16 protein-coding genes and 2 pseudogenes are annotated in these 21,710 nt (G+C 40.9%); 9 read left to right on the top strand and 9 right to left on the bottom strand.

The features are described from left to right. Together AC6RV6_RS27060 and AC6RV6_RS27055 are read right to left on the bottom strand one after the other, a co-directional pair. Positions 1-2,074 (bottom strand): annotated as a pseudogene (locus AC6RV6_RS27060) (hypothetical protein); the annotation flags it as partial. Positions 2,075-2,613: 539 nt separating this feature from the next. Further along, positions 2,614-4,095, bottom strand: a complete 1,482-nt coding sequence (locus AC6RV6_RS27055) for a TldD/PmbA family protein (protein ID WP_500244004.1) — start codon at positions 4,093-4,095, stop codon at positions 2,614-2,616. A gap of 171 nt (positions 4,096-4,266) precedes the next feature. Between AC6RV6_RS27055 and AC6RV6_RS27050 the strand changes: the two genes are divergently transcribed. Next, complete coding sequence (locus AC6RV6_RS27050; RefSeq protein WP_500244003.1) at positions 4,267-4,977, top strand: pentapeptide repeat-containing protein; 711 nt, start codon at positions 4,267-4,269, stop codon at positions 4,975-4,977. A gap of 219 nt (positions 4,978-5,196) precedes the next feature. Next, entirely contained in the window at positions 5,197-6,174 is a 978-nt protein-coding gene (hpsE, locus tag AC6RV6_RS27045; RefSeq protein WP_500244002.1) for a hormogonium polysaccharide biosynthesis glycosyltransferase HpsE, read from the top strand. A gap of 12 nt (positions 6,175-6,186) precedes the next feature. Here hpsE and AC6RV6_RS27040 read toward each other — a convergent pair whose 3' ends face one another. Together AC6RV6_RS27040 and AC6RV6_RS27035 are read right to left on the bottom strand one after the other, a co-directional pair. Next, positions 6,187-7,107: an AEC family transporter gene (locus tag AC6RV6_RS27040; protein ID WP_500244001.1), complete on the bottom strand. Its 921-nt coding sequence runs from the start codon at positions 7,105-7,107 to the stop codon at positions 6,187-6,189. 64 nt (positions 7,108-7,171) lie between these two features. Next, positions 7,172-8,392: a Caspase domain-containing protein gene (locus tag AC6RV6_RS27035; protein ID WP_500244000.1), complete on the bottom strand. Its 1,221-nt coding sequence runs from the start codon at positions 8,390-8,392 to the stop codon at positions 7,172-7,174. 40 nt (positions 8,393-8,432) lie between these two features. On the opposite strand from AC6RV6_RS27035, the gene AC6RV6_RS27030 reads away from it, so the two are divergent. Next, positions 8,433-9,311 (top strand): hypothetical protein, encoded by an 879-nt coding sequence (locus tag AC6RV6_RS27030; protein WP_500243999.1) that lies wholly within the window; start codon positions 8,433-8,435, stop codon positions 9,309-9,311. 114 nt (positions 9,312-9,425) lie between these two features. Here the strand turns inward: AC6RV6_RS27030 and AC6RV6_RS27025 are convergent, their stop codons facing one another. The 3 genes from AC6RV6_RS27025 to glyS form a co-directional block, all read right to left on the bottom strand. Next, positions 9,426-12,488, bottom strand: coding sequence for a type ISP restriction/modification enzyme (locus tag AC6RV6_RS27025; RefSeq protein ID WP_500243998.1), 3,063 nt, complete (start codon positions 12,486-12,488; stop codon positions 9,426-9,428). A gap of 99 nt (positions 12,489-12,587) precedes the next feature. Further along, positions 12,588-13,973, bottom strand: coding sequence for a UDP-N-acetylmuramoyl-L-alanine--D-glutamate ligase (gene murD / locus AC6RV6_RS27020; protein ID WP_500243997.1), 1,386 nt, complete (start codon positions 13,971-13,973; stop codon positions 12,588-12,590). A gap of 78 nt (positions 13,974-14,051) precedes the next feature. Continuing rightward, positions 14,052-16,202, bottom strand: coding sequence for a glycine--tRNA ligase subunit beta (glyS, locus tag AC6RV6_RS27015; protein WP_500243996.1), 2,151 nt, complete (start codon positions 16,200-16,202; stop codon positions 14,052-14,054). A 159-nt stretch (positions 16,203-16,361) separates the two neighbouring features. Between glyS and AC6RV6_RS27010 the strand changes: the two genes are divergently transcribed. Continuing rightward, on the top strand, positions 16,362-16,895 hold the full coding sequence (locus AC6RV6_RS27010; RefSeq protein WP_500243995.1) for a hypothetical protein: 534 nt from the start codon (positions 16,362-16,364) through the stop codon (positions 16,893-16,895). 61 nt (positions 16,896-16,956) lie between these two features. Here AC6RV6_RS27010 and bcp read toward each other — a convergent pair whose 3' ends face one another. Next, positions 16,957-17,433 (bottom strand): thioredoxin-dependent thiol peroxidase, encoded by a 477-nt coding sequence (gene bcp, locus AC6RV6_RS27005; protein ID WP_500244013.1) that lies wholly within the window; start codon positions 17,431-17,433, stop codon positions 16,957-16,959. Positions 17,434-17,509: 76 nt separating this feature from the next. On the opposite strand from bcp, the gene AC6RV6_RS27000 reads away from it, so the two are divergent. After that, positions 17,510-18,169 carry a hypothetical protein gene (locus AC6RV6_RS27000; protein ID WP_500243994.1) on the top strand — a complete coding sequence of 220 codons (660 nt, stop codon included), beginning with the start codon at positions 17,510-17,512 and terminating at the stop codon, positions 18,167-18,169. 6 nt (positions 18,170-18,175) lie between these two features. Here AC6RV6_RS27000 and AC6RV6_RS26995 read toward each other — a convergent pair whose 3' ends face one another. Beyond that, positions 18,176-19,192, bottom strand: a complete 1,017-nt coding sequence (locus AC6RV6_RS26995; protein WP_500243993.1) for a trypsin-like serine protease — start codon at positions 19,190-19,192, stop codon at positions 18,176-18,178. A 128-nt stretch (positions 19,193-19,320) separates the two neighbouring features. Here AC6RV6_RS26995 and AC6RV6_RS26990 point away from each other — a divergent pair. The 4 genes and pseudogenes from AC6RV6_RS26990 to AC6RV6_RS26975 all read left to right on the top strand — a co-directional run. Beyond that, a pseudogene (locus tag AC6RV6_RS26990) lies at positions 19,321-19,707 on the top strand (uracil-DNA glycosylase); the annotation flags it as partial. Next, positions 19,684-20,532, top strand: a complete 849-nt coding sequence (locus AC6RV6_RS26985; protein ID WP_500244012.1) for a uracil-DNA glycosylase — start codon at positions 19,684-19,686, stop codon at positions 20,530-20,532. The pseudogene AC6RV6_RS26990 and the gene AC6RV6_RS26985, both read left to right, overlap by 24 nt. Before the next feature lie 42 nt (positions 20,533-20,574). Further along, complete coding sequence (locus AC6RV6_RS26980) at positions 20,575-21,309, top strand: cobyrinic acid a,c-diamide synthase (protein WP_500243992.1); 735 nt, start codon at positions 20,575-20,577, stop codon at positions 21,307-21,309. A 104-nt stretch (positions 21,310-21,413) separates the two neighbouring features. After that, entirely contained in the window at positions 21,414-21,659 is a 246-nt protein-coding gene (locus tag AC6RV6_RS26975; protein ID WP_500243991.1) for a hypothetical protein, read from the top strand. Positions 21,660-21,710 lie beyond the last annotated feature (51 nt).

Genomic DNA, 21,710 nt, shown 5'->3' with positions numbered 1-21,710 from the left:
CAGTAGGTTCGCCACCATCAGTAGGTTCGCCACCATCAGTAGGTTCGCCACCATCAGTAGGTTCGCCACCATCGGTAGGTTCGCCACCATCGGTAGGTTCGCCACCATCGGTAGGTTCGCCACCATCAGTATTCAACTGATCGTCCAAGGAAGGTAATCCTTCAAAGACTTCGACATCATCACCAGAGGGATCGTCACCGTCATCGTCGTCACCGTCATCGTCGTCACCGTCATCATCGTCACCGTCATCATCGTCACCGTCATCATCGTTATCATCATCGCCGGTATCGATATCGTCATCATCGTTATCATCATCGCCAGTATCGATATCGTCATCATCGTTATCATCATCGCCAGTATCGATATCGTCATCGACATCACCCGCGTCAGCATTCAGGTCGTCGTAAACCTCCTGAATTTGTTCGGGGGTCAAATCTTGAGTACCGACCAAAGTGGGGAAGATGCGAGAAGAGGGTCCGATGAACTTAACGCCACCGACGGCTACACCGAGTCTGACACGACCGCGACGACCGCGACGACCACCACGAAGAGCAATCACATAGCGATCGCCACCGCGTTGTACCAACTTAACTTTAACCCGTCCGCGTCGTCCGGGAGACCGCAAGGCAAAAGAATACAACGGTGTGCCGAGAATTTCGTAATAGCCAACATCAAGATTGGTAATAGATGCTGTGACAAACCCAGAGAATTCAATATCGTCTAAGATGTCATTGACCAACGCTTTGAAGAACAATTCTTGTTGAATCTCTTCTGTTTCTAATGCGGATTCCGTAACACTGCCATTTGCGTTGAAGATGCTGGAGAAGTCGAACTTGCCACCGGAGAAATTGAAGGAAAAACCACCGAGATTGAGAACGTTAGTCGTATCAATTTGAGTGAAGGAGTTGTTTGTTGCAGCTATATTCGCAGAACTTACAATCTGGCTTTGGGCTTCACTGAAACTAGAAACCGTTGTTGCCGTAGTATCGAAGGTTTGTCCGACAGAAAGCGCGATCGCGATATCGCCGCGTAATTTTCCTTTAGACTCATAGGTACCGCCAGTATAATTTTGGGAAAAATCATACTGAACGGGTTGATCGCCACTCGCATTGCTACCTGCAAAGTTAGCACCGACACCGCTTAAGAAACCAAAAATCCCGGTTCCTTGTCCTTTAATTTTGTAATCGACTGTTTCATCAGCACTAAATCCCGTTCCTGATGTTGCAGTGGTTGCAGTGCCAACAAGAGTACCATTCGTCAATTGAAAATCAACAATACCATTTGTACCACTGAGTTTCACCTTGATATCGCCACCACCAACAGTTTCGATTTTGAAGCTATCGGCTTCCCCGAGGAACTTGATTTCGCCATCACCACCATTCAAATCGGCTTCTGTGGTGCTGTCTGCGATTTGAGCATTATTACCTTTGAACTCAAATTTAACTTTTGAAGCCAAATCAAAGGAACCCGGAATTAAGCTACCGCCAGAACTGCCGGAAAATTGAATTGTACTGGGCAGGGCGATCAAGCCAGTTTTAATGTCACCGTTGAGCGCTCCAATATCCATCGTACCGGGGATGAGGATATTGCCCACATTGCCATAAAGGTTAGAGAGGAAATATTGCGAAGAACCGGCAGTGAGTAAAGAACCACCAATCGCAGTATCGCTAGTAAAACTACCAACTTGATAACCTAAGATGGTATCGACTTGAGAAAAAGGAACGATGAATCCATTGGAGTCAAAGCCGATCCCGGATAAACGACCGCGAATTAAGCTGGTATCGCCGCCTGTTACAGTATTGCTACTATCTACATCGGTGTAACCGCCAAGAGCCGTGGGAACAAAAGCCGGATTTGTTAATGTTCCGTTAGGGCTAACAATAGTCAACCCTTGAACTTGCAAATCGAAAGGACGAATCCCTTGAGTGGCATCAGTGGGGACAAAGTAAGCGGCATTTCCAGAAACGGTACCGCCGGTGACTTGAATTTGGGCTTTGGCGGGAACGGTAGCGAGGGCCAAGGTGCTGACGATGCCCAAACCAAGGGCAATGGAACGAGATTTTTGGGAAACCATGTTCAAACTCCAATTGATGACGGTGAGCGATGAAATTTTGGGTGGGAGGGGATAAAATTTATCCGGAATAAATTTGATAGTGCTTGGAGAAATTATTGAGGGAGAAAATTACCTTACTTTGAAGGTTCGCTTAGATATTAATGAGATTTTCCCTCGTTTTCACCCTGTCAGATTCTTTAGATGTTAGTTATTTTCGAGAAGTTCCCGAGACTCGAAAAAGTTTTTGCGGGTAGCGATTTGAGTCAAAAGAAGTAAAGATAAGGGGAGTTTTGTCAAGAGCAAAACTAGATTTAATTCTTCTCGATCGCTACATTACTACTTTAATCGCAGGGCGATCTTTCTCACATCCGACAGATCGCGCAAAACGATTGCGATATTGTCCTTACCGCTTCCAGAAATTATCAAGAATAGGTCAAGAACAAGCTATTTTTATAAAGTTCTCGTAAAGACGGGAACAATTTTTTAAATAATGCGATCGCTTTTTTCAATGAATAACTATCAATGAGCAATGAGCAATTAACGTCCTGTTTCTGACTCCCTTAACTCGATCGCCCGATCGCAATATCTCGAACTCGCACGGGAACGCAAGCATGGGTCATTTGCGCGACTTGCATGGGTTCGCCTTTGCCGCAAATACTGGTTCCGCACTGCATCAACTCCGACTCTCCGCCGATCGCGTCCACTTTATTCCAAAATTCTGTCGTCATGCTGTGATAAGTGACGTTTTTCAGCATCCCGGCAATTTTCCCGTTTTCGATTTTCCAAAAGGCATCGCCGCCAAATTGGAAGTTGCGTCGCTGTTGGTCGATGGAAAAGCTGCCCATACCATCAATTAATATGCCTTCTTTGGTATCGGCGATCGTGTCCTCGAGGGAAGCTGTATGGGAACCGCCTTCTTTTCCGGGTTCTAAGCCGAGGTTGGGGATGCGAACCATCGGCACGCTCGACCAACTATCGGCAAAAGCCGCGCCATTACTGCCACCTCGTCCCAAACGATAGGCGGTTTCGCGATCGCGCAAGTAATCGACTAAAATCCCTTCTTTAACCACGTACCACTTTTGTGCTTTCACGCCTTCATCATCGTAGGCGACGGTACTACGTCCGCCTAGTTGAACGCGATCGGCGACAAAATTCACCCAAGGGGCGGCATATTGCAACTTATCTAAGTTATCGGGGGTGGCGAAACTGGTTCCGGCGAAGTTGGCTTCGTAGCCGTAGACGCGATCGAGTTCTGTGGGATGTCCGACGGATTCGTGAATGGTTAAATATAAATTAGTCGGTTTAAGAATTAAATTAGTGCGACAAGAACTCGGCAATTCGGGGGCGTTGACTTTCTCTAAGGCTTCAGCAGCCACGCGATCGCAATTTCCTAATAAATCTTCTCGATCGATATGCTCGTAACCGATATTTAAAGGGGGCAATTCATAATTGCGTTCTTGGGCATCGCTATTGGAAATTGCGGTACAACCATAACCGGGATGGCTGCGATAGAAAGTTTGTTGAATTTGAGATCCTTCTGTGGAAGCAAAAAGTTTCTCTTCTCGGGAAAATGTCAAGAAGGCGTAGGATTTCTTAATATTTTGTTGCTGGAGAAGGCGATCGCTAATGGTCAGTAAAAGCTCTGCTTTTTCCGCGAGAGGAATTGCAAAGGGATCGATCTCAATGGGGGTCATATAAGTGTCTTGATGGACTTCTACGGGGGCGAGGCGAATGGGATCTTGTTGAGTGAGGCGGCTTCCCTTCGCGGTTTCCACCGCCAAATTAACAACGCGTAGAATTTCTCCATCGGTTTGATAGGGACTGGCGGCAAATCCCCAAGCTCCATCCCAAAGCACCCGTACTCCAAAGCCAGCACTAATATTATCCGATAAATTGGCTAGAGAGCGATCGCGAGCATACAAGCGTTGCGATCGGTAGCGACAGACGCGAATATCGCCGTATTCGCAGCCCGCTTTCCGGATTGCATCAATGGCGAGAGGGGCGAGTTCGAGGGCTTTTGGACGGGGAGGAGCTTGAACCATTTCTTGATTATTGCGGATTAATCCTTCCTTAGCTTAGCGTCAGAGATCGCAAACAGGTTAATAAACTGTCACCTTGCCGTCATGGTTTTGTCACAATGAGAGGATATGGTCAAAAAAAGCGTCAAAAATACTTGACAGTCAGACCAATCGACAGGGGAAGGAGCGAGAACTATGCCGCGTTATTCTTTAAATTCAGCGTTTATCGATTTAAGCGAAACCAATCTTTGGGGCAAGCGACTCATCGGCCTGCGCCTCCGACATGCCAATTTACAAAATATTAATCTGGCTTGTGCCGATCTGACTGCTGCCGATCTCAGCGAGACGAATTTACAATATGCGAATTTGATTGAGGTGAATTTATTGCGGGGTAATTTGAGCGGTGCAGATCTCAGTCATGCTGATGCGATCGCCGCCAACATGAAAGGAGTCGATCTCATTGGTACGACCTTAAAGGAAGCCGATCTCAGCGATGCTCAATTACAGGAAGCTGAAGCGATCGGGGCAAATTTACAAGGGGCAAATTTAGAAGGATCCGATCTGAGCGGTGCCGATCTGAGCGGTGCCGATCTCAAAAATAGCTGGTTAACATCAGTTAATTTACAAGAAGCAACGTTAAAAGGAGCAGACTTAAGCCATGCTATTTTAACCGATGTGAATCTTCAAAATGCCGATCTGCGCGGCACTAAATTCACGAATGCCATTATTATCAATGTCGATTTCAGGACGGCAAATTTACGCGGAATGATAGTTAACCATGCGGATATGAGTAACAATTGGGGAATTTCTGAAACTATGAAACAGGAATTTGAGAAACAAGGTGCGAGATTCATCGGCGAAAGTTTAGCAGAAGAAATAATGACGAATAACTTCTCAAATTTTTAAATCCTTTGTGAAATTTTTTGGAGTGTATTATTGTACTTTAGCGATCGCGGACAAGTTACGGGAATATATTCTGCATCAACTCTCATGGCTTTTTTAGAGAGATTTTTTCTTCGATCGCAATTGGGGAAAACAAAAAACGCGATCGCAAAATTTTTTCATTGCCCATATTTGCAATTTATTGTTAGTTTTAGATAATAATTGTTTGCCAATGTTAATACCATGAGCCAAACTCGCGAATTCGATATTACCGTTGCGATTCCCACCTATAACGGAGCAGCACGCTTACCGTCAGTCCTCAATCGCCTCCAAGAACAAATCGAGACGGAAAATATTGTTTGGGAAGTGTTAGTCGTTGATAATAACAGTACGGATAATCTCGATAAGGTCGTACAAGGCTATCAAAATACGGAATTTAATAATACCGTTCCCATTCGTTACTGTTTGGAAACTCAACAAGGAGCCGCTTTTGCGAGGATTAAAGCTGTTAAGGAAGCCCGAGGGAAATTAGTTGGTTTTCTTGATGACGATACGATTCCTTCTTTAACTTGGGTGCGATCGGCATTTTCTTTCAGTCGAGAACATCCTCAAGCAGGCGCTTATGGCAGTCAAATTCACGGCAATTATGAAATCGAACCCCCGCCTAATTTTCAACGGATTGCTAGCTTTTTTGCGATTATCGAGCGTGGCGATAAGCCTCAGATTTATCAACCGCAAATGAAAATGCTGCCACCGTCTGCGGGTTTAGTTGTTCGGCGTAAAGTCTGGTTAGAAAATGTTTGCGATCGCCCTTTTTTAAGCGGTCGCTCCAGTCAATCTATTCTCAATAGTGAAGACCTCGAAGCCATTATCCAAATTCAAAATTCCGGCTGGGAAATTTGGTACAATCCGGCTATGGAACTCGAACATCAAATCCCTCGCAATCGCCTCACAAATGAATCCTTAATCTATTTGGTAAAAAGTACGGGATTAGCACGGCATCATATTCGGATGTTGCGTTATCAACCTTGGCAAAAACCAATTTTATTTCCCTTGGGATGGGTGAATGATATTCGCAAAGCCCTAATTTATTTTATCAAAAATCGTCGGATTTTAGAAAAAGATATTATTGCAGCTTGTGAAATGGAATTTCTTCTCAGTACAATTATTAGCCCTTTTTATCTTTGGAAAAAAACGCTTCAGAATAAAACAAAACAATGAGACTTTTTTCTGTTATTGATTACCAAATAAAAGAAGCCAAAGTGGTAATGTTAATAGTAAAAAAAGAGAACCAATGGCAATTGAACTAACGGCAATTTCTCGGTCTAAGTCGTAAGTTTCTGCAACAACTAAGGTTGCAAAAGCAGGAGGCATAGCAATTTGTAAGACGAGGACGAGTTGTAAACCTTCAGAAACGCCCCAAAGTCTCAAAAGAACGCCAAAAATAAGCGGAATGCACAACATTTTGACGATTAAGCCGGCAGAAACCGATCGCCATTGTTGCCATGCTTTAAGTTGGCTCAAACGCATTCCAATTAAAGCTAAAGAAAGACTGATAATAAACCAGCCAACGCGCATTAAAGTTATTTCTACTGGTTGCGGGAGTGCAATTTGTCTAAACCATAAGCTAAAGGCAAATGCCCACCAAATGGGCTTTGCGATCGCGGCAATCATTAAATCTTTGAGAGTTGTTGTGACTCGATGTTCGCTAAAAAATGCCGCAAAGATTCCCCCCAGACCATAGGCTCCCAATGTCGTCCCAAAAAGATCGTAAAATATTGCCCAAGCAAAATATTTTTCCCCAGCTAAAGCCAAAATAACGGGATAACCGAGATAGCCAGTATTGCCAAACATGGAAGCAAAAATAAAACTGCCTTGAGTCGCTTTATTCCAGCTTGGGGTTTTGAATTGAATCCAGCCTTTTGCTAAAATTGCACCCGAGAGAATTGCCAACCAAGCCAGTAGAGGAGCCAGCCAAATTCCACCAGATAAGTCAGCACGACGGAGAAAGATTACCATACCGATCGGAACACCAATCCAAAACAAAAAAATACCGATCGCTTTGGGAATATTTGGGGGTAATATTTTTCCTAAAATCCAGCCAACTAATACACCACTAACTAATTTAAGGTAGAGACCCAATAATACAACCATTATCTAATGAGCAATAAACAATTATTAATTCAATCGGGCAAAATCACTCATTTTCTATACCTATTTACCACGACCCTTGTTCGCAGTTTAATAAACGATTGAGAATTGCGATCGCAGTTTCATTTTCACTCTCTCGCACGGTTTTTTCTCGGGCAATATTGAGTAATTCCATTCGCAAGCGCATTAAATAAGCAATGGTTATTTCGTCATTCTTGCGTAAGTTTTGAGGAACGCGACGAATATTTTTACGATAAGATTGTTGTAAATTAAAATCAAAACGACGAGAAATAAAGTTTACAACCTGTATTTGTTCGGGGCGTGCTGTTGGTAAAATCTCTGTGATTTTTTGGTTTAAAATTTGCGATTTTTCTCTATTTGTCATCTGTTCTTGTAACCAAGTTTCTAGGGTAGAAATCGGCATATCCATTGTTTGCATATCTATCTTAGAAAAAGCGTGTGCCTCGCTATAAGAAATAATACCATCTTGGTTATAGTCCGTAGAAGGAATGGGTTCTCCCGTGCGCGATCGCCCGCTTAAACCAGCAAAAAAACTAGAGCTATAATCTTTATAATCCGACTCGTTGACCTCGGGAGTACAACCCACAGAAGGACGAGTACGAATGGTGGCAAAAAAACCGCATCGAGTTTGGATTGAAAGCGGTTTTGTGCGATCGCCATCTTGATAGATAAAATCGGCAAACGATCCGGCAAAACATTGTGCCATAACGGTTGTTACGGGAGTATTAGCAGGCAGCAGATCCAGTTGTTGAGAAAAGTTTCTCAATGTGAGATTATTGCCCCCCCACAGGAGAATTTCATCGGGCATTCCGTGACCGGTAAAATAAAAGAACAGTGGGTTTTTCTGGGTGCGATCGCCTTGTGCTTGCATCCATTGTTGAAAATTTAATAACGTAGAGGCTCCAATTAAATGAGGAATTTGAGGAACTTTAAACTGTTGTTGTCGTTGTGCGTTGATATAGCGTACTGTTGCTTCACTCGTAATGCCATTGGCAAAAAATATATCTGCGTCTGAAGAATTGTAACCGAGTGCTCGTAGCGTGCGTTGAAAATAGAGAACGTTTTTTTCGAGGGCAATTTCATTATTGCGTGGCGATCCTCCTCCTGCAAAAACGAGAAAATTTGTCGGTAGATCGCACTCGGATGTCGGTGGGTCAAACAGGGAAACAAGGGAGTCATTTGAGGCTAAACTCGCACAACCGCATCCACCTGCGATCGCAAAGAGAATTAAAGTCAAAAATTGTTTCAGGAGAGAGCTTTTTTTCATTGCGCTATACTAGAAATTCCGATCATTTGTTTGCTCGTTCATGCCTAACTTAAATTCTTCTTTTCTCTTTACGACAACATCTCTCAGTCTAGGACTTTTGGGAAGTCAAGCAGGGGTTAGCGAGCCAGCAAGGGGCGAACTTCCTCCCATTGTAACGGCTTCAACAACAGATTTATCCGGAAGTTGCGAAATTGATGTTCCCGCGATCGCACCGACGGTCACAAATATTAGTTTTCCCGAAGCAGAAGTGACAATTGCAGGATTAGTAGAGAGAAGCGATCGCGAGTTCATTTCACAAACTGAAAATGTAACAATTCCCACTCCAGAAGATTTAGATATAGACCCACAAATTCTCGAAGAAAGTCCCGTTTTACAGCGTTGGTTAGAGGAGATTCCCGATGTTTTAGAAGAAATTCGCAACGATCCCGTTTTTACTTCTCGAATTCGTTTCGGTTATTCTCATTTCCCTTCAACAAACCATCAGGGAGGTTGGCATATTGGGTTAGAGGATTTATTTGTAGGAGAAACGGGTTTAACGGTGAGTGGGGAATATCAAGGGACTTTTGCAGGCGATCGCGAGACATGGGGAGGAGATTTACGTTATTATATTTTACCTTTGGGAACTTCTTTTAATATTGCGCCAGTGGTTGGCTATCGCAATATTACGACGAATAATTTTCAGACTGAGGGAATTAATATAGGCATTAAGGCAATTTTAGCATCCAGTCGAGGGGCGGGAGATATTTCTTTTTCGCAAACTTTTGTTTCTCCCGGTAGCAGTGAAGAAGTAGGTATTACAACTCTGTCGATCGGTTATGCACTCACTCCTCAATTGCGCTTTTCTACCGACCTACAAAAGCAAAATTCCCGAGGAGAAAAAGATAGTCGAGTGGGAATTAGTTTAGAATTTCTTTTGTAAGGATGTAAAATTTTACGTCCTTACAGATATGAATTTAATTCTCGATCTATACGATTATTAGATTATCTTTGATTTTGCTGTATTAGTGCGATCGCTTTTGTCTGGAATGCTTTTTTATTCTCGTTCCATTTCTTGGATAATTTTCATAGTTTCTACGGAAACAGTACATACTCGGGTTAATAAGTCAATGACTTTTTCTTTATAATCTGCGAATTTGTAGGTATTGAATTTTTCGCGAATCGTTGGATCGCGAGGTTTCTTTTCTTTATGTTGGTCTAAGACCCATTCTAAGGCAGAACGGTTGCCGAGTTTGTAGTCCCATGCGATCGCGGGAATGTCTTGCAAAGTAGTGATATTATCGAGGAGAATTTGATTTTTGTCTTTATCTGCTTTTAGTTTGGGTTTATAGGGTTTTCCATCTTTGAGGGAAATATCAATCTGTTGGAGTTTATAAGGAGAAATCGTTTCATAATTGAGATGCAATTCCATCAGTTGTTTTCCCCAGCTTGTCCATTGTAGGAAGTCGTCATAAAATGGAAGTCTGGGAAAGTCTCGTTTTAGGTTCAGTTCGTATTTTTTGCGATATTGAGGGTTATGGAGGACGGCATAGGTATAGTGGAAAATATCCAGTTTAGTGATGGTTTTATTATTATAATGGGTTTGAAATTGTTCGAGTCCCCAGTCGGTGATATTGTCGATGCGATTTCCTTCTTTATCGTAGCGGTAGAGAGGGAGACAAATTGTTTTTTCTATAAAATCAAAACAGGGAATATATTTAACCGCTAAACCTTGAAACGGTTTACTAGATGACGTACCAGAATGACAAATAACAATATTCTCTCTGATTCCAGTTTCTCCAAAAATTTCTGATTGTTGGCCAATTAAATCTAGAGGGATATAGTCAAAATATAAATATTGAATAGAGTATGGCCTATAGAGAGAGCGAATTATTTTTGATTCGTCAAAGTTATCTTTTTTCTCTTTTCTAAGCTTATCTCTTTTTATCATTTTACTCCATTTGATAATGTTTCGTGCATGAAGGAAATCATCAACTACAGGATTAGATTCTTGAGAAATATCAATGTATCTGGTCTTTTTTTTATATTGAACCCATCGGTCAACCTCATTATTATATTCAATGATAAAAAACCTTGCCTTATTTTTTAAAACAATTGAGTTTATATCATAAACCCATTCATCACGATTCGTTTTGACACCATTAGAATATAATTTAAAAATAGAACCTTTCAGATTGTTATATGAGCTTAGTTTTATTTTTTTATCTATCAAGGTTAATAAAGAATCAAAATCATTATTTGTTAACTTTATCCAGTTGTTATTTTTGTCTGGATGAACATACTCAAAATCCAAAGTTTCAAATTTATTATCTGCTAAAAATAACAATTTTTTATCTCCTGATTGTAACTCATCAGGAAATTTGCAATAAAAGATTTTACAAGTATTCCGAGAACTATCTTTACGCTTAATCATAAAACTAAGAGCTACTCCAAGTTTAATATTAAATACGTTACCTGATGTATCTCCCGATCTAATATCTCCTCCTAAGTCAAAAATATAAATTTCGCTGAACTCTTCAGCAACAACTTTTCGGAATCCAGCAAAATTTTTTGCATTTATAAATGATGAATTAGTTACAAAAGTTAAAATACCATTTCTATCTAATCGGTTAGTTGCCCAACAAAAAAAACGAGAATACATATCATAAGAATTTGTTTTCTGTGCTGTACTATATTTAACATAAGTAGCTTTGATTTGTTTATCTATATTTTTATAAATACGATTTTTATTATTAAGATTTTCATCTTGCTGATTTGCATTATAAGGAGGATTACCAATAATCACCGAAATTTGCTTATCATTTTGTTTCCCAATCCTCTCCGTATTCTCCAGCGTCATCGCAAACAAATCCAACTGCTTCCCTGCAAATGAAGTATTATCCAATGTATCCATAAAACAAATATTCTTAAACTCCTCATACTCCTTCATCTTCTGCTGATAAGTATACTCAATATTCAAATTCGCAATGTAATACGGCAAAATCGCCACCTCATTGCAATGAATCTCGTTGAGATACTTATACCTCAACTTATTCGCAGGCAAATATTCAATCAATTCCGTAATAAACGTCCCCGTCCCCGTCGCCGGATCCAGAATTTCTACCCCTTCATCACTCAATAACTTACCAAAATGTTTGTGTAATAAATAATCTGTACTCTCCACCATAAACCGAACAATTTCATTCGGTGTATAAACAATTCCCAACCGATCCGCCGCCTTGGGATTGTACGCCTTATAAAAATTCTCATACAACATCTTTAAAAACTTCTGTTTCTCTTGATGATTAGAAATATTCGTCGCCGTCCGTCGAATCACCGCATAATAATGCTCAATACTCCCTAATGTATTCCGACGCACCGATCCCGTAAAAAACGTCTCAATAATCCCTTGCAAAGACCTTGCAATATTATTTTCCCGATGAAACTGCGACTCATTAAAAACCGTCGTAAAAATATCTTCCGTGAGAATATGTTGAATCATCATTTCCCGAACATCTTCCCCCGTCACCTCTGGATTAATTGACTTGCGACATAACTCTAAAAACGTCTCCCTCGCCTCCCGAAACGCTATATTATTCGCCGCCGCATCCGCAATTCTTTCCCGCAATTCCTCCGCAATCAAAGGCACATCCTGCTTAAATTGCGTCAACGCTTCCCGAAAATCTTTGACCTCCGGACGAACATAATTGATAAACTGTTGTAAAAGTCCATCTAACGCCTCCGTTTCTGCCATCAAAACCCGCAATATTTCCGCATCCCCTTGATATAAAACCGCCGTGCGAGTATCCTCAAAAATAATATTATCTGTGGGATATCCCTTTGCCAATTTCTTCTCGATTTCCTCATCGAGATCGTCCTTTGTATCCTTCGCTTCCCAGTATCCCCAATCTAATCGTAAAGCATTTTTTACCGTCCCATCCGGACGAATATTCGTATTTTTATAGGTTAACTCGTCAATGAGACGAAAATCCCGCGCTTTGCAATATCCTCCCAATAACGTTGCAAATGCCTTTCGCAAAGAAGACTCATTGCGAGATCCTCCGTAGCGTTGTAACTCTTCTAATTCCCGCTTGTACTGTTCGATTAGCAACTTAGACATCGTTGCCTAACTCCTCACTCAAAAAAAGGGATTTAATTATTTTACCTTCTTAGCGGAGATGCGATCGCATTTTCATCTTGTTCTTATTCAATAATTTATTCAACTATCAATAGCTAAACATAATTCTCGAAAATGGTCTCCTCGATGTTCAAAACTTTGATATTGGTCAAAACTCGCACAAGCAGGAGAGAGTAATACAGTAGAAATATCGTGTTTTTTTGCTAACTCGAATCCTCTGATAACTGCTTTATCCATCGTTTCAACTATTTCCCATGCTTCATAGTTATTATCTTGCAAACGCTGACTAAAAATAGATGCCGCATTTCCAATCAATAAAACAGTTTTTGCTTTATGTTTAATCGCTTCGATCCATGCGGTGTCATCTCCTGTTTTTGCTTCTCCTCCTGCAATGAGGATCGTTGCATCAGGAATGGCATTTAACCCTACTTCTGCGGCATCATAATTGGTTGCTTTACTATCGTTAATAAAAGTGACTCCAGAATGGGTGCAAATTGATTCGAGACGATGGGAAACACCGGGGAATTTTACTATTGCTGCTGCGATCGCATCTTTTTCAATACCTGCTAGACGTGCCGCACCAACGGATAACAAAAGATTTTGTAAATTATGCGTTCCTAACATTTTCAGGGAGTTTGTCGGCGCAATTTTTTCTTGAAAAGCAAAAATCCAACCTTCTTCAATATAAATTCCTCGTGCGGGTTCGCATAATAATTTTTCCTTGCCTAATACACTCGTCCAATAAGCATTTTCCCAGTCTTCAAGTCCTACATTTCGCAAATAAGGATCGTCTCCATTAAAAATTTGCTGTTGAGAACGATTCAATAGCGAGGCTTTAATTTGGTAATAATTATCTAAGGTATGATGACGCGCTAAATGGTCGGGAGTAAACGTCGTCCAAATACCAATTGTCGGCGCAAGTTCCCGTGAAGATTCAATTTGATAGCTGCTAACTTCTGCAATAATCCAGTCATAAGAATTGTTAGTAGAGATGTTGTCTGCAACATTCCTATCAAATTGGTGAATTGCTAACTCGCAAGCAGCATAGCCGATATTGCCGCAAGCGGGGGCGTTTAATCCAGCTTCTTTAAAGATCGCTGCAATTAAAGCTGTTGTCGTTGTTTTGCCATTTGTTCCAGTAATTCCTACCCAAGGAGAGGTTTTTAAAAACCGCCAAGCGAGTTCCATTTCGCCAATAGTTTCGATCGCTCTTTCTCTGGCTTCCACTAATATAGGAACATCCCACGGGACTCCAGGACTAACAATGATGAGATCGGGGGAGTTTTCAAGGGTTAAAGTATAACCCAATTTAACGGTTATGCCTTCCTTTTCAAGGGTTTCTTTTAAAGATTGCAAGGGGGGGGAATTGCCGCGATCGCCTAACTCAACTTCCCATCCTTGTTGTTTTAATAAATGTGCGGCAGCTATCCCCGATCGTCCCAAGCCAATAATATGTGCTTTTTTCATATTTGTTATTAGTTATTTGGTGTTAGTTACTTCTTTCTTACTTCTTTCTTAGGAAAGGTTAGAGGTAAGTCATCTTTTTTAACCTTCTTTGACAATTGCCCCAAAATCTGCTAGGACTCGGGCGTGATTTCGTAATAATCCGAGGAGATTGAGGCGATTTTTTTTGATGTTTGCATCTTCTGCCATAATCAGTACGCTTCCTTCTCCATCAAAAAAGGTACTGACGACAGGTGCAATCTTAGCCAAACCGTCTACTAAAAGTTGATAATTGCGATTCTGACGTGCTGTTTCTGTCTGCGAGACTAAAGAGACTAAACTATCGAAAAAGGCTTGTTCTGAGGCTTTCTCGAATAGTTTGGGATCGACAACAGAAGACGGATCTAAAGGTTGCGTATCTAAGTCTCCTTTGACAGCAAGACGCGCCGATCGATTGACGGTTTCATAAATGGTATCAAGGACTTGATTGTTACGAATTTCTTGCAGGAATACGGCGCGATCGCGGACATCTAATAAATCTTGTAAAGCGCGTTCTGTATATTCGCGATCGCTTTCTCCTAAAACTGCATTTACTAAATCATAATCGATCTTTTTCTCCTCTTGTAATAGGGTGCGAATGCGTTGCAAGAAAAACTCCTCTAATGCTTCGGCTGGAGATTCGCGATCGCTATGATTCTCTACAAAGTCGCGAGAAAATTGGGCGATGAGATCTGCTAAGTTAATATTTAAGTTTGCGTGCCAGATAATATTAACAATTGAGTTCCCTCCACGACGCAAGGCAAAGGGATCGGAAGACCCTGTCGGAATCATTCCCAAGCCAAAAATACTGACCAATGTATCTAAGCGATCGGCAATTCCGACGACTTGACCTGCTAAGGTTTCCGGCATTATATCCTCGATATTTCGAGGTAAATAATGCTCAAAAATTGCCGTCGCAACGTCTTCTGATTCGCCACTGACGCGGGCGTATTTCTGTCCCATAATTCCCTGTAGTTCGGGGAATTCATAAATCATTTGCGTCATTAAGTCAGCCTTACAGAGAAGTGCCGATCGCTCGATAGTTTCTGCTTGTTTTTCGCTGAGTTCTAATTGTTTGCTGATTTCTTCTGCCACTTCAATTAAACGATCGACTTTATCTCGCATCGAGCCTAAATCTGCTTGAAAGGTGACAGTTTCTAATTGCGGTAAAAAAGTCTCTAACGGTTCATCACAATCGGATTTATAGAAGAATTGAGCATCTGCCAATCTTGCTCGAATAACCTTAGCATTCCCGGTTGCTATAATATCTGATTTCTGGGGATCGCCATTGGAAATTGTGATAAAGTTTGCAAATAGATCGCTATTTTCCTTGTCCGTCTTTTTAATCGGAAAATAACGCTGATGGGTAACCATTACTGTTTTGATCGCTTCCGAGGGAAGTTCGAGAAATTCGTCATCAAATTTCCCTAAGACTGCGTTGGGATATTCGACAAGATCGACCACTTCTGCAAGCAAATCAGACGTTATTTCTGCATAACCATCTACAGATTTCGCAATCGTTTCAATTTGTTTTTGAATTAAGGCTTTGCGAACTGTAGAATCGACCTCAACAAAAGTCTTTTGCAAGCATTCAATATAATCTGTGGCTTGAGGAATTGATACGGGTTCGGGATGGAGAATACGATGCCCTCGGGAGGTTCGATCGCTGTTTAAAACAGTCGAACCATTGACCAATTCAACAGGTAAAATTTCCCGATTCCATAAGACAACTAACCAGCGCAAAGGACGAGGAAAACGTAAATCTCCATCTCCCCAGCGCATAAACCTGCGTCCTTCTAAACTGCCGATCCATTGTGGAATAAGTTCTTTTAATATTTCTTTTGTATCCCGTCCGGTAATCTGCTTTTGAACAAAAACAAATTCTCCTTTCGGTGTTTCTCTTAACTCGATCGCATCTAATTCTACCTCTTGCTTGCGAGCAAATCCCGCTAATGCTTTCGTGGGTTTTCCGTCTTTAAAAGCAACTTTTGCAGGAGGACCTTTAATTTCTTCTTCGCGATCGGGTTGTTTTTCGGGAAGTCCCTGCACTAAAACCGCCAAACGGCGAGGAGTCGCATAAACTTCGAGAGTATTGGGGACTAAAAACTCTGCTTGCAAAGTTTTGGGGATGCTATCTTGCCATTGTGCGATCGCACTCGCAACAAAATCGGCGGGTAATTCTTCAGTACCGAGTTCAAATAAAAAGTCTGACATAAGCGGCTAACAATTCAAGCTATTCGGCGAAAATTCGCCAGTTTAGATAGTTTACCGCGTTCTGGGAAACTTAATTTTGCATAAAGGAAATCTTAAAATTCTTGCGATCGGGGATTTATCGAGACAGGATAGCGGTAATTTCATTGACATCGGAGCAAAATGAGCAAACTACGGAATATTCTAAAGGCTGCGGGTGTTGCGACGGCTGGGGCGATCGGAACTAAACTCGCGGTGGATTTTTTCAAAAAGCGAGGAAAGCAGGAGGAAACGGTTAGTGAAGATGAACCCGATATCCTCGAACCCGTTGATGACGATACAGAACCTTCTTCAGCAGCAGAAGTCGCTTATGCTGCAGTAAAATCTAGTTCTGTACAAACATTTCTCGATAACAGTTTTGGCGATCCCGGTCGTTATGTTCCCGATCGCACTCCTCGTGTTTTTGATTATCAAGGGCAACAATATATGGTAATTTGGGCCGATGATACTCAAAAAGAGAAGAAGCAAATGATGGCTTTTTTGTATACAGATGCGGGGCGAAAAATGGTCGCTAGCGTCGGCTATACTCTCGATACTACCGATTACAATATTAATTTAGAAGATACGCCTTTTGCTGTTGAAGTGAATGGCGATTTAATTACTTCGGGTCAAAGTACGACAGATGGAACGGATGAGGTTGATTTTGTCTTAGCTTAAATTTAATTCAGGTGGGCATTGCCCACCTTTTTTGATCGGATTTTCTAATCGCGTAATATTTTTAATTCTTTAGTTCTTTGAGTTTTTCCAGCACGTTTAAAACATGACCTTTAACTCTGACTTTTGACCAAACATAAGCGATTTTTTGGTCTGGAGAAATGAGAAAGGTCGAGCGAATAATGCCCATATATTCTTTGCCCATAAATTTCTTTAAACCCCAAATCCCATAACTTTCAGCGATTTTATGTTCGCGATCGCAAAGTAAAGTAATCTTCAGATCGTGTTTTTCGATAAAGCGTTCGTGAGACTTTTCTGAATCTGGACTCATCCCAACAATTTTAGCGCTCAATGCCTCAAATTCTGGTAAATATTCGCTAAATTCTTTTGCTTCTGTGGTGCATCCGGGGGTATTATCTTTGGGGTAAAAGTAAAGCACTAACCAATGAGAAGCAAAGTCTTCTAATGTGACAATCGTTTCATTGCGATCGGGTGCAGAAAAAAAGGGTGCGGGTTGTCCGATTTCCAGAAGATTTGACATGATTAAAAGTGAAATGCGATCGCAGTTTCTCAGATCGAGTAAAATAACGCCAGAATAATTGTAACTCGAAATAACAATGAATGAAAAATCCACACAACTAGATTCAGAGCGATCGCTCGATCCATTAGTTAAATATCAAGAAGATCGTCCCGATTTAATGTCCTTGACAAATCTTCTAAGTTGTGAACTAAACGAGAGTATTATTCGAGGTATTAAGGAAGCACAAACACCGGAAGAGATAGAAAAATGGTTACAAGTAAAAGAACAGTTTGAACATCAGAATGAAAAAAGAACACAATGTATCGAACAAGAAAAAAATGGAGCGCAAAAACGAAAATTAAAGTTTTTTGATGAAATTCGCTTGACTGTTTTTAGCGGTTTGCTGTTATCACTAGGAATTTCAATGGTTTTTCTAAAATTCCAACAACCGGGCTTAGTTCTGATTGTGATTGGCAGTTTTAAACCATTAAAATATTCACTTTCTGAAATTTCTGAACAGTCAGAAAATTTATCTAGAAATATCAGTATTTTAGTTTATCTTTTTGCCTTGATTTCTTCTTTTTTTGCGATTTTAGTTTGGGCTGATATCTCCGAAGGAATCCAGCAATCACTCACGATTTTCATTAGTTTTACTATTTTATTTTCCTTGAGTCTTATCAAACATATTCTAGGAACATCTCAAGTAAGCAATAAAATTGAGAATATTCGCGATCGCAGTCTTGAAGATGATAATTAATTATCGTTATTTTCTCAAGATTCTTGCCGCGATCGCACTCACCATCAACCCCAACAAAACGACTCCCAAACTCATTTGGAGTAAAAATACATCCTCATTGGGTCGATTAACAATCTCGTCAATAAAATCAGCATAAGCTGAAACTCGCGTATCAAAAAATATTTCTCCAAAACTGCTATCTTGATTGGGTGTAACATCAACTCTCGGTAGCGTCGATCGCCGCCCGCTAGAAGCAATTCCCGCAATTTTTCCCTCAATAAATGCCGGACTACCCGAGTCTCCTGAAGTCGATCCCGTTTCATAGTTTCGCCCAATTTCTAATCGAGAATCTCCCAATAATCCCGTACTCGTTCCCGTATCATACCCGATAATTCCCAAGCCGTGAATTCCATATTCTTTGCCTAAAGCATCTTGACTGCGAGAACCATTATCAAAGTCATAAACTAACTGTTTTCCCTCACTAATTCTGGTATGGAGTTCGGGTTGCGTTAGCGCTTCTTTCAACGTATCATAACGATTGCCGCCAAAGCGCTTTTGGATCGTGCGATTGCCTTTTCTTTCACCTTCCATTCCCGTTCCACCTACCCCATATCCCACCCGTGTAAAAATCTGTCCTACTTCATCAGAACGGCGATAAATACTGTAACGTTCTGCGGTAGTTGGGGCAACATCTTTAAGTTCGATAATTGCGATATCATTGTCGCTATTTTCATTATTATTCCATTGAGGATGAATAAAGATTTCTTTCGCTTCCAGATGAATTTTCCCAATCGTCAATTGAAAAACAACTTTTACTGTTGTTTCTTCAGATTCAAAAAGAGAAAAATTATTAAAAGAATTTTGTTTTTGAAGGCAATGTGCAGCAGTAAGTATATGCTTTCCACTCCACAATAAAGACCCCGTACAAACCTCATTATTCGGTAATTCCAACAAGACAACGCCATCGTAGCCCATTCCCGTCCGAATAATGTAACGGCGATCGTTAGGGTTAGTAATGGGAAGACTGAGGGCGATCTGTTTCATGGTAATCAGAAATGAGTAACGGACAATCGGAAAAACCGAGGGCATTTTAAAGTTTAGCGAAAGATGAAACAAATAAACGCGATCGATAGGTTAATATCAATAAATAAACGCTTTACCGATGACCGAAAATGACTGGCGAGAAACAACTCAGTTTATTTGGCGATCCCGACCCTCAACCCGATCGCATAGAAATCGATCGCGATCGCATTCCCTTCGATGCTAATATTCCTATTCCTCCTCAAACGTATCAAAATATGGAAGAATTGGCCGTTCACTGTCAGCAATGCGATCGTTGCGAGTTAGGACAAAAACGCACGAATGCAGTCATTGGACGGGGAAATCTCAATGCAGATATTATGATTATCGGCGAAGGACCCGGACAGAATGAAGATGAACAAGGATTGCCCTTTGTGGGAAAATCGGGTCAATTATTAGAGAAAATTCTGGCCTCAGTCAAACTCGATTCTCAACAGGATGTTTATATCGCGAACATGGTGAAATGCGTCACCAAAGATACGCCAATTTTAACTCAACAGGGCTATAAAACTATTGGTTGGATTGTTGATAATCGCTGGTCTGGAGACGTTTTAAGTTTAACCCCCGATCGCCAACTAACTTGGCAAAAAATAACCGGATGGTATCGTTCTCCCTTGGGGGGGAGACCCCTCTATAGAGTTAGTGACAAAGATAGTAACCTAGGTTATGTGGCGACGGGAGATCATCCCATTCTCACTCGTCGAGGTTGGATTCCTGTAGAAGAATTGCAGCCTCGAGATATTGTTGCGACGGGAACGCCTAGAAAAATGGCTCGAGAAATTCGTAATTTAGAAATGGCATTTTGCGATCGCATTCCCGTACTCTCTTCTTCCTTAAATGTTACCCTTGTTGGTGAGAAAACGGACTGGAAACCTATTATTAAACAACCCATTTCCCCTCCAGAAAGTGCGATCGATGTTTACTGTATCGATGTCGAAGAAACTGCTAATTTCGTGACTCCAGCCGGAGTCGTTCATAATTGTCGCCCTCCAAGCAACAGAACCCCCACTCCTGATGAAATTGCTGCTTGCAAACCCTATTTATTAGAACAAATTCGCCTTGTGAATCCCAAAATTATCTTGTTTACTGGGGCAACGGCTTACAAAGGCTTAACGGGTAAAAAACAAGGCATCACCAGAATTCGAGGACAATGGCTAGAATGGGAATCAAGACAGTGTATGGCAATTTTCCATCCCGCTTACTTATTACGCAATTCCTCCCGAGAAAAAGGGCAACCCAAATGGTTGATGTGGCAAGATATTCAAGCGGTTCGGGCCAAATTAGACCAACTTCGTGCTAAATAGCAGTATTTTGAATCGCAATCTTTCTGCGATCGGGGTGACATTATGCTAGAGAAACTTCCTCCGGAAGCGAAAACATGGGCAGAAAAACTACACTGGAAAGAACGAAGATATTTACTTTCTCTGTGTCATCTGCTTTGTGCTGAACCACCGGAAACTCAAGCACAATTTTTGGATCAATATACAGCAGATGGACTAATTGCCAAAATCATTCAAGACTATGAAACGCAAACGAAAATCAAGAATCATTTTAAAAGTTTTCATATTAAAACAGAACTCAATCCGCAAGTTCTCAGAAAATATATCAAACAATTTTATATTCATTCTGCCCAAGATGTGCGCCGAGAACCTGCAAAATATCTAGAATCAGCATTACGTCTCGTCACCAGCCCCGAGGAAAAAAATTATGTTCTCAACTATATTCTCGGATTTGAATTGATTAAATTAATCTTTAAAATGAGTTGGTTGCAACAAGAACGATTTTATTCACTACAACACAATCAAGAAGAATTTTATAATATTTATATTAAACCCGTTCAATATGCTCACAAATTAAATGGTATTGTTAACCCTAAAGATTCTAATCTCTTTTTTGCTCAACGCAATTATTTTGTGCAAAAACCTAATCTTGGCGATCGCAAAACCATTGAGTTAGTGATGGTCACATTTACCACCGATGCTGTTAGCAATTTAGGTTTTTCTATTGTTCGCAATATTCGTCCCGTCCCTTTTGATTACGATTATATTTACCAACCCGAAGAGGAACGCATTTTTTGTTGAATGGACTATAGCAGTTATTGTTTTATAATTGAATTAAACCGCGATCGCGCAATTTTTGAGTTAAAACAGAAGTTTGGTTTATTTTTGCCTACCCAGAAGCAGAAATGAATGTTTCAAGTTTTGCAAGACGAATTCCAGAACAAATTGATGAAATGTGGAATGCAACTTACAACGCTCTTTCCGTATATATTAGTGAAAATAATCAGCGAAAGGCTGACTGGCCAGATAACAGTGGACGTTTAACTCTAGCTCTTAACAGTCAAATGCTAACTACGAAAATCATGTATCTTCCAACAAATGCTTTTATAAGATGTGTTGCTTCCTATTCAAAAGAAGCAGGAATTAACTAAGTACAGGACAAAAATTGGAGAGAGTCAAGAAAAGCATCAAACTTGTGGTCG

Source organism: Spirulina sp. LEGE 11439 (assembly GCF_059821285.1).
The sequence above is the reverse complement of the archived record's forward strand: the minus strand, read 5'-3'. Positions and strand labels throughout refer to the sequence as shown.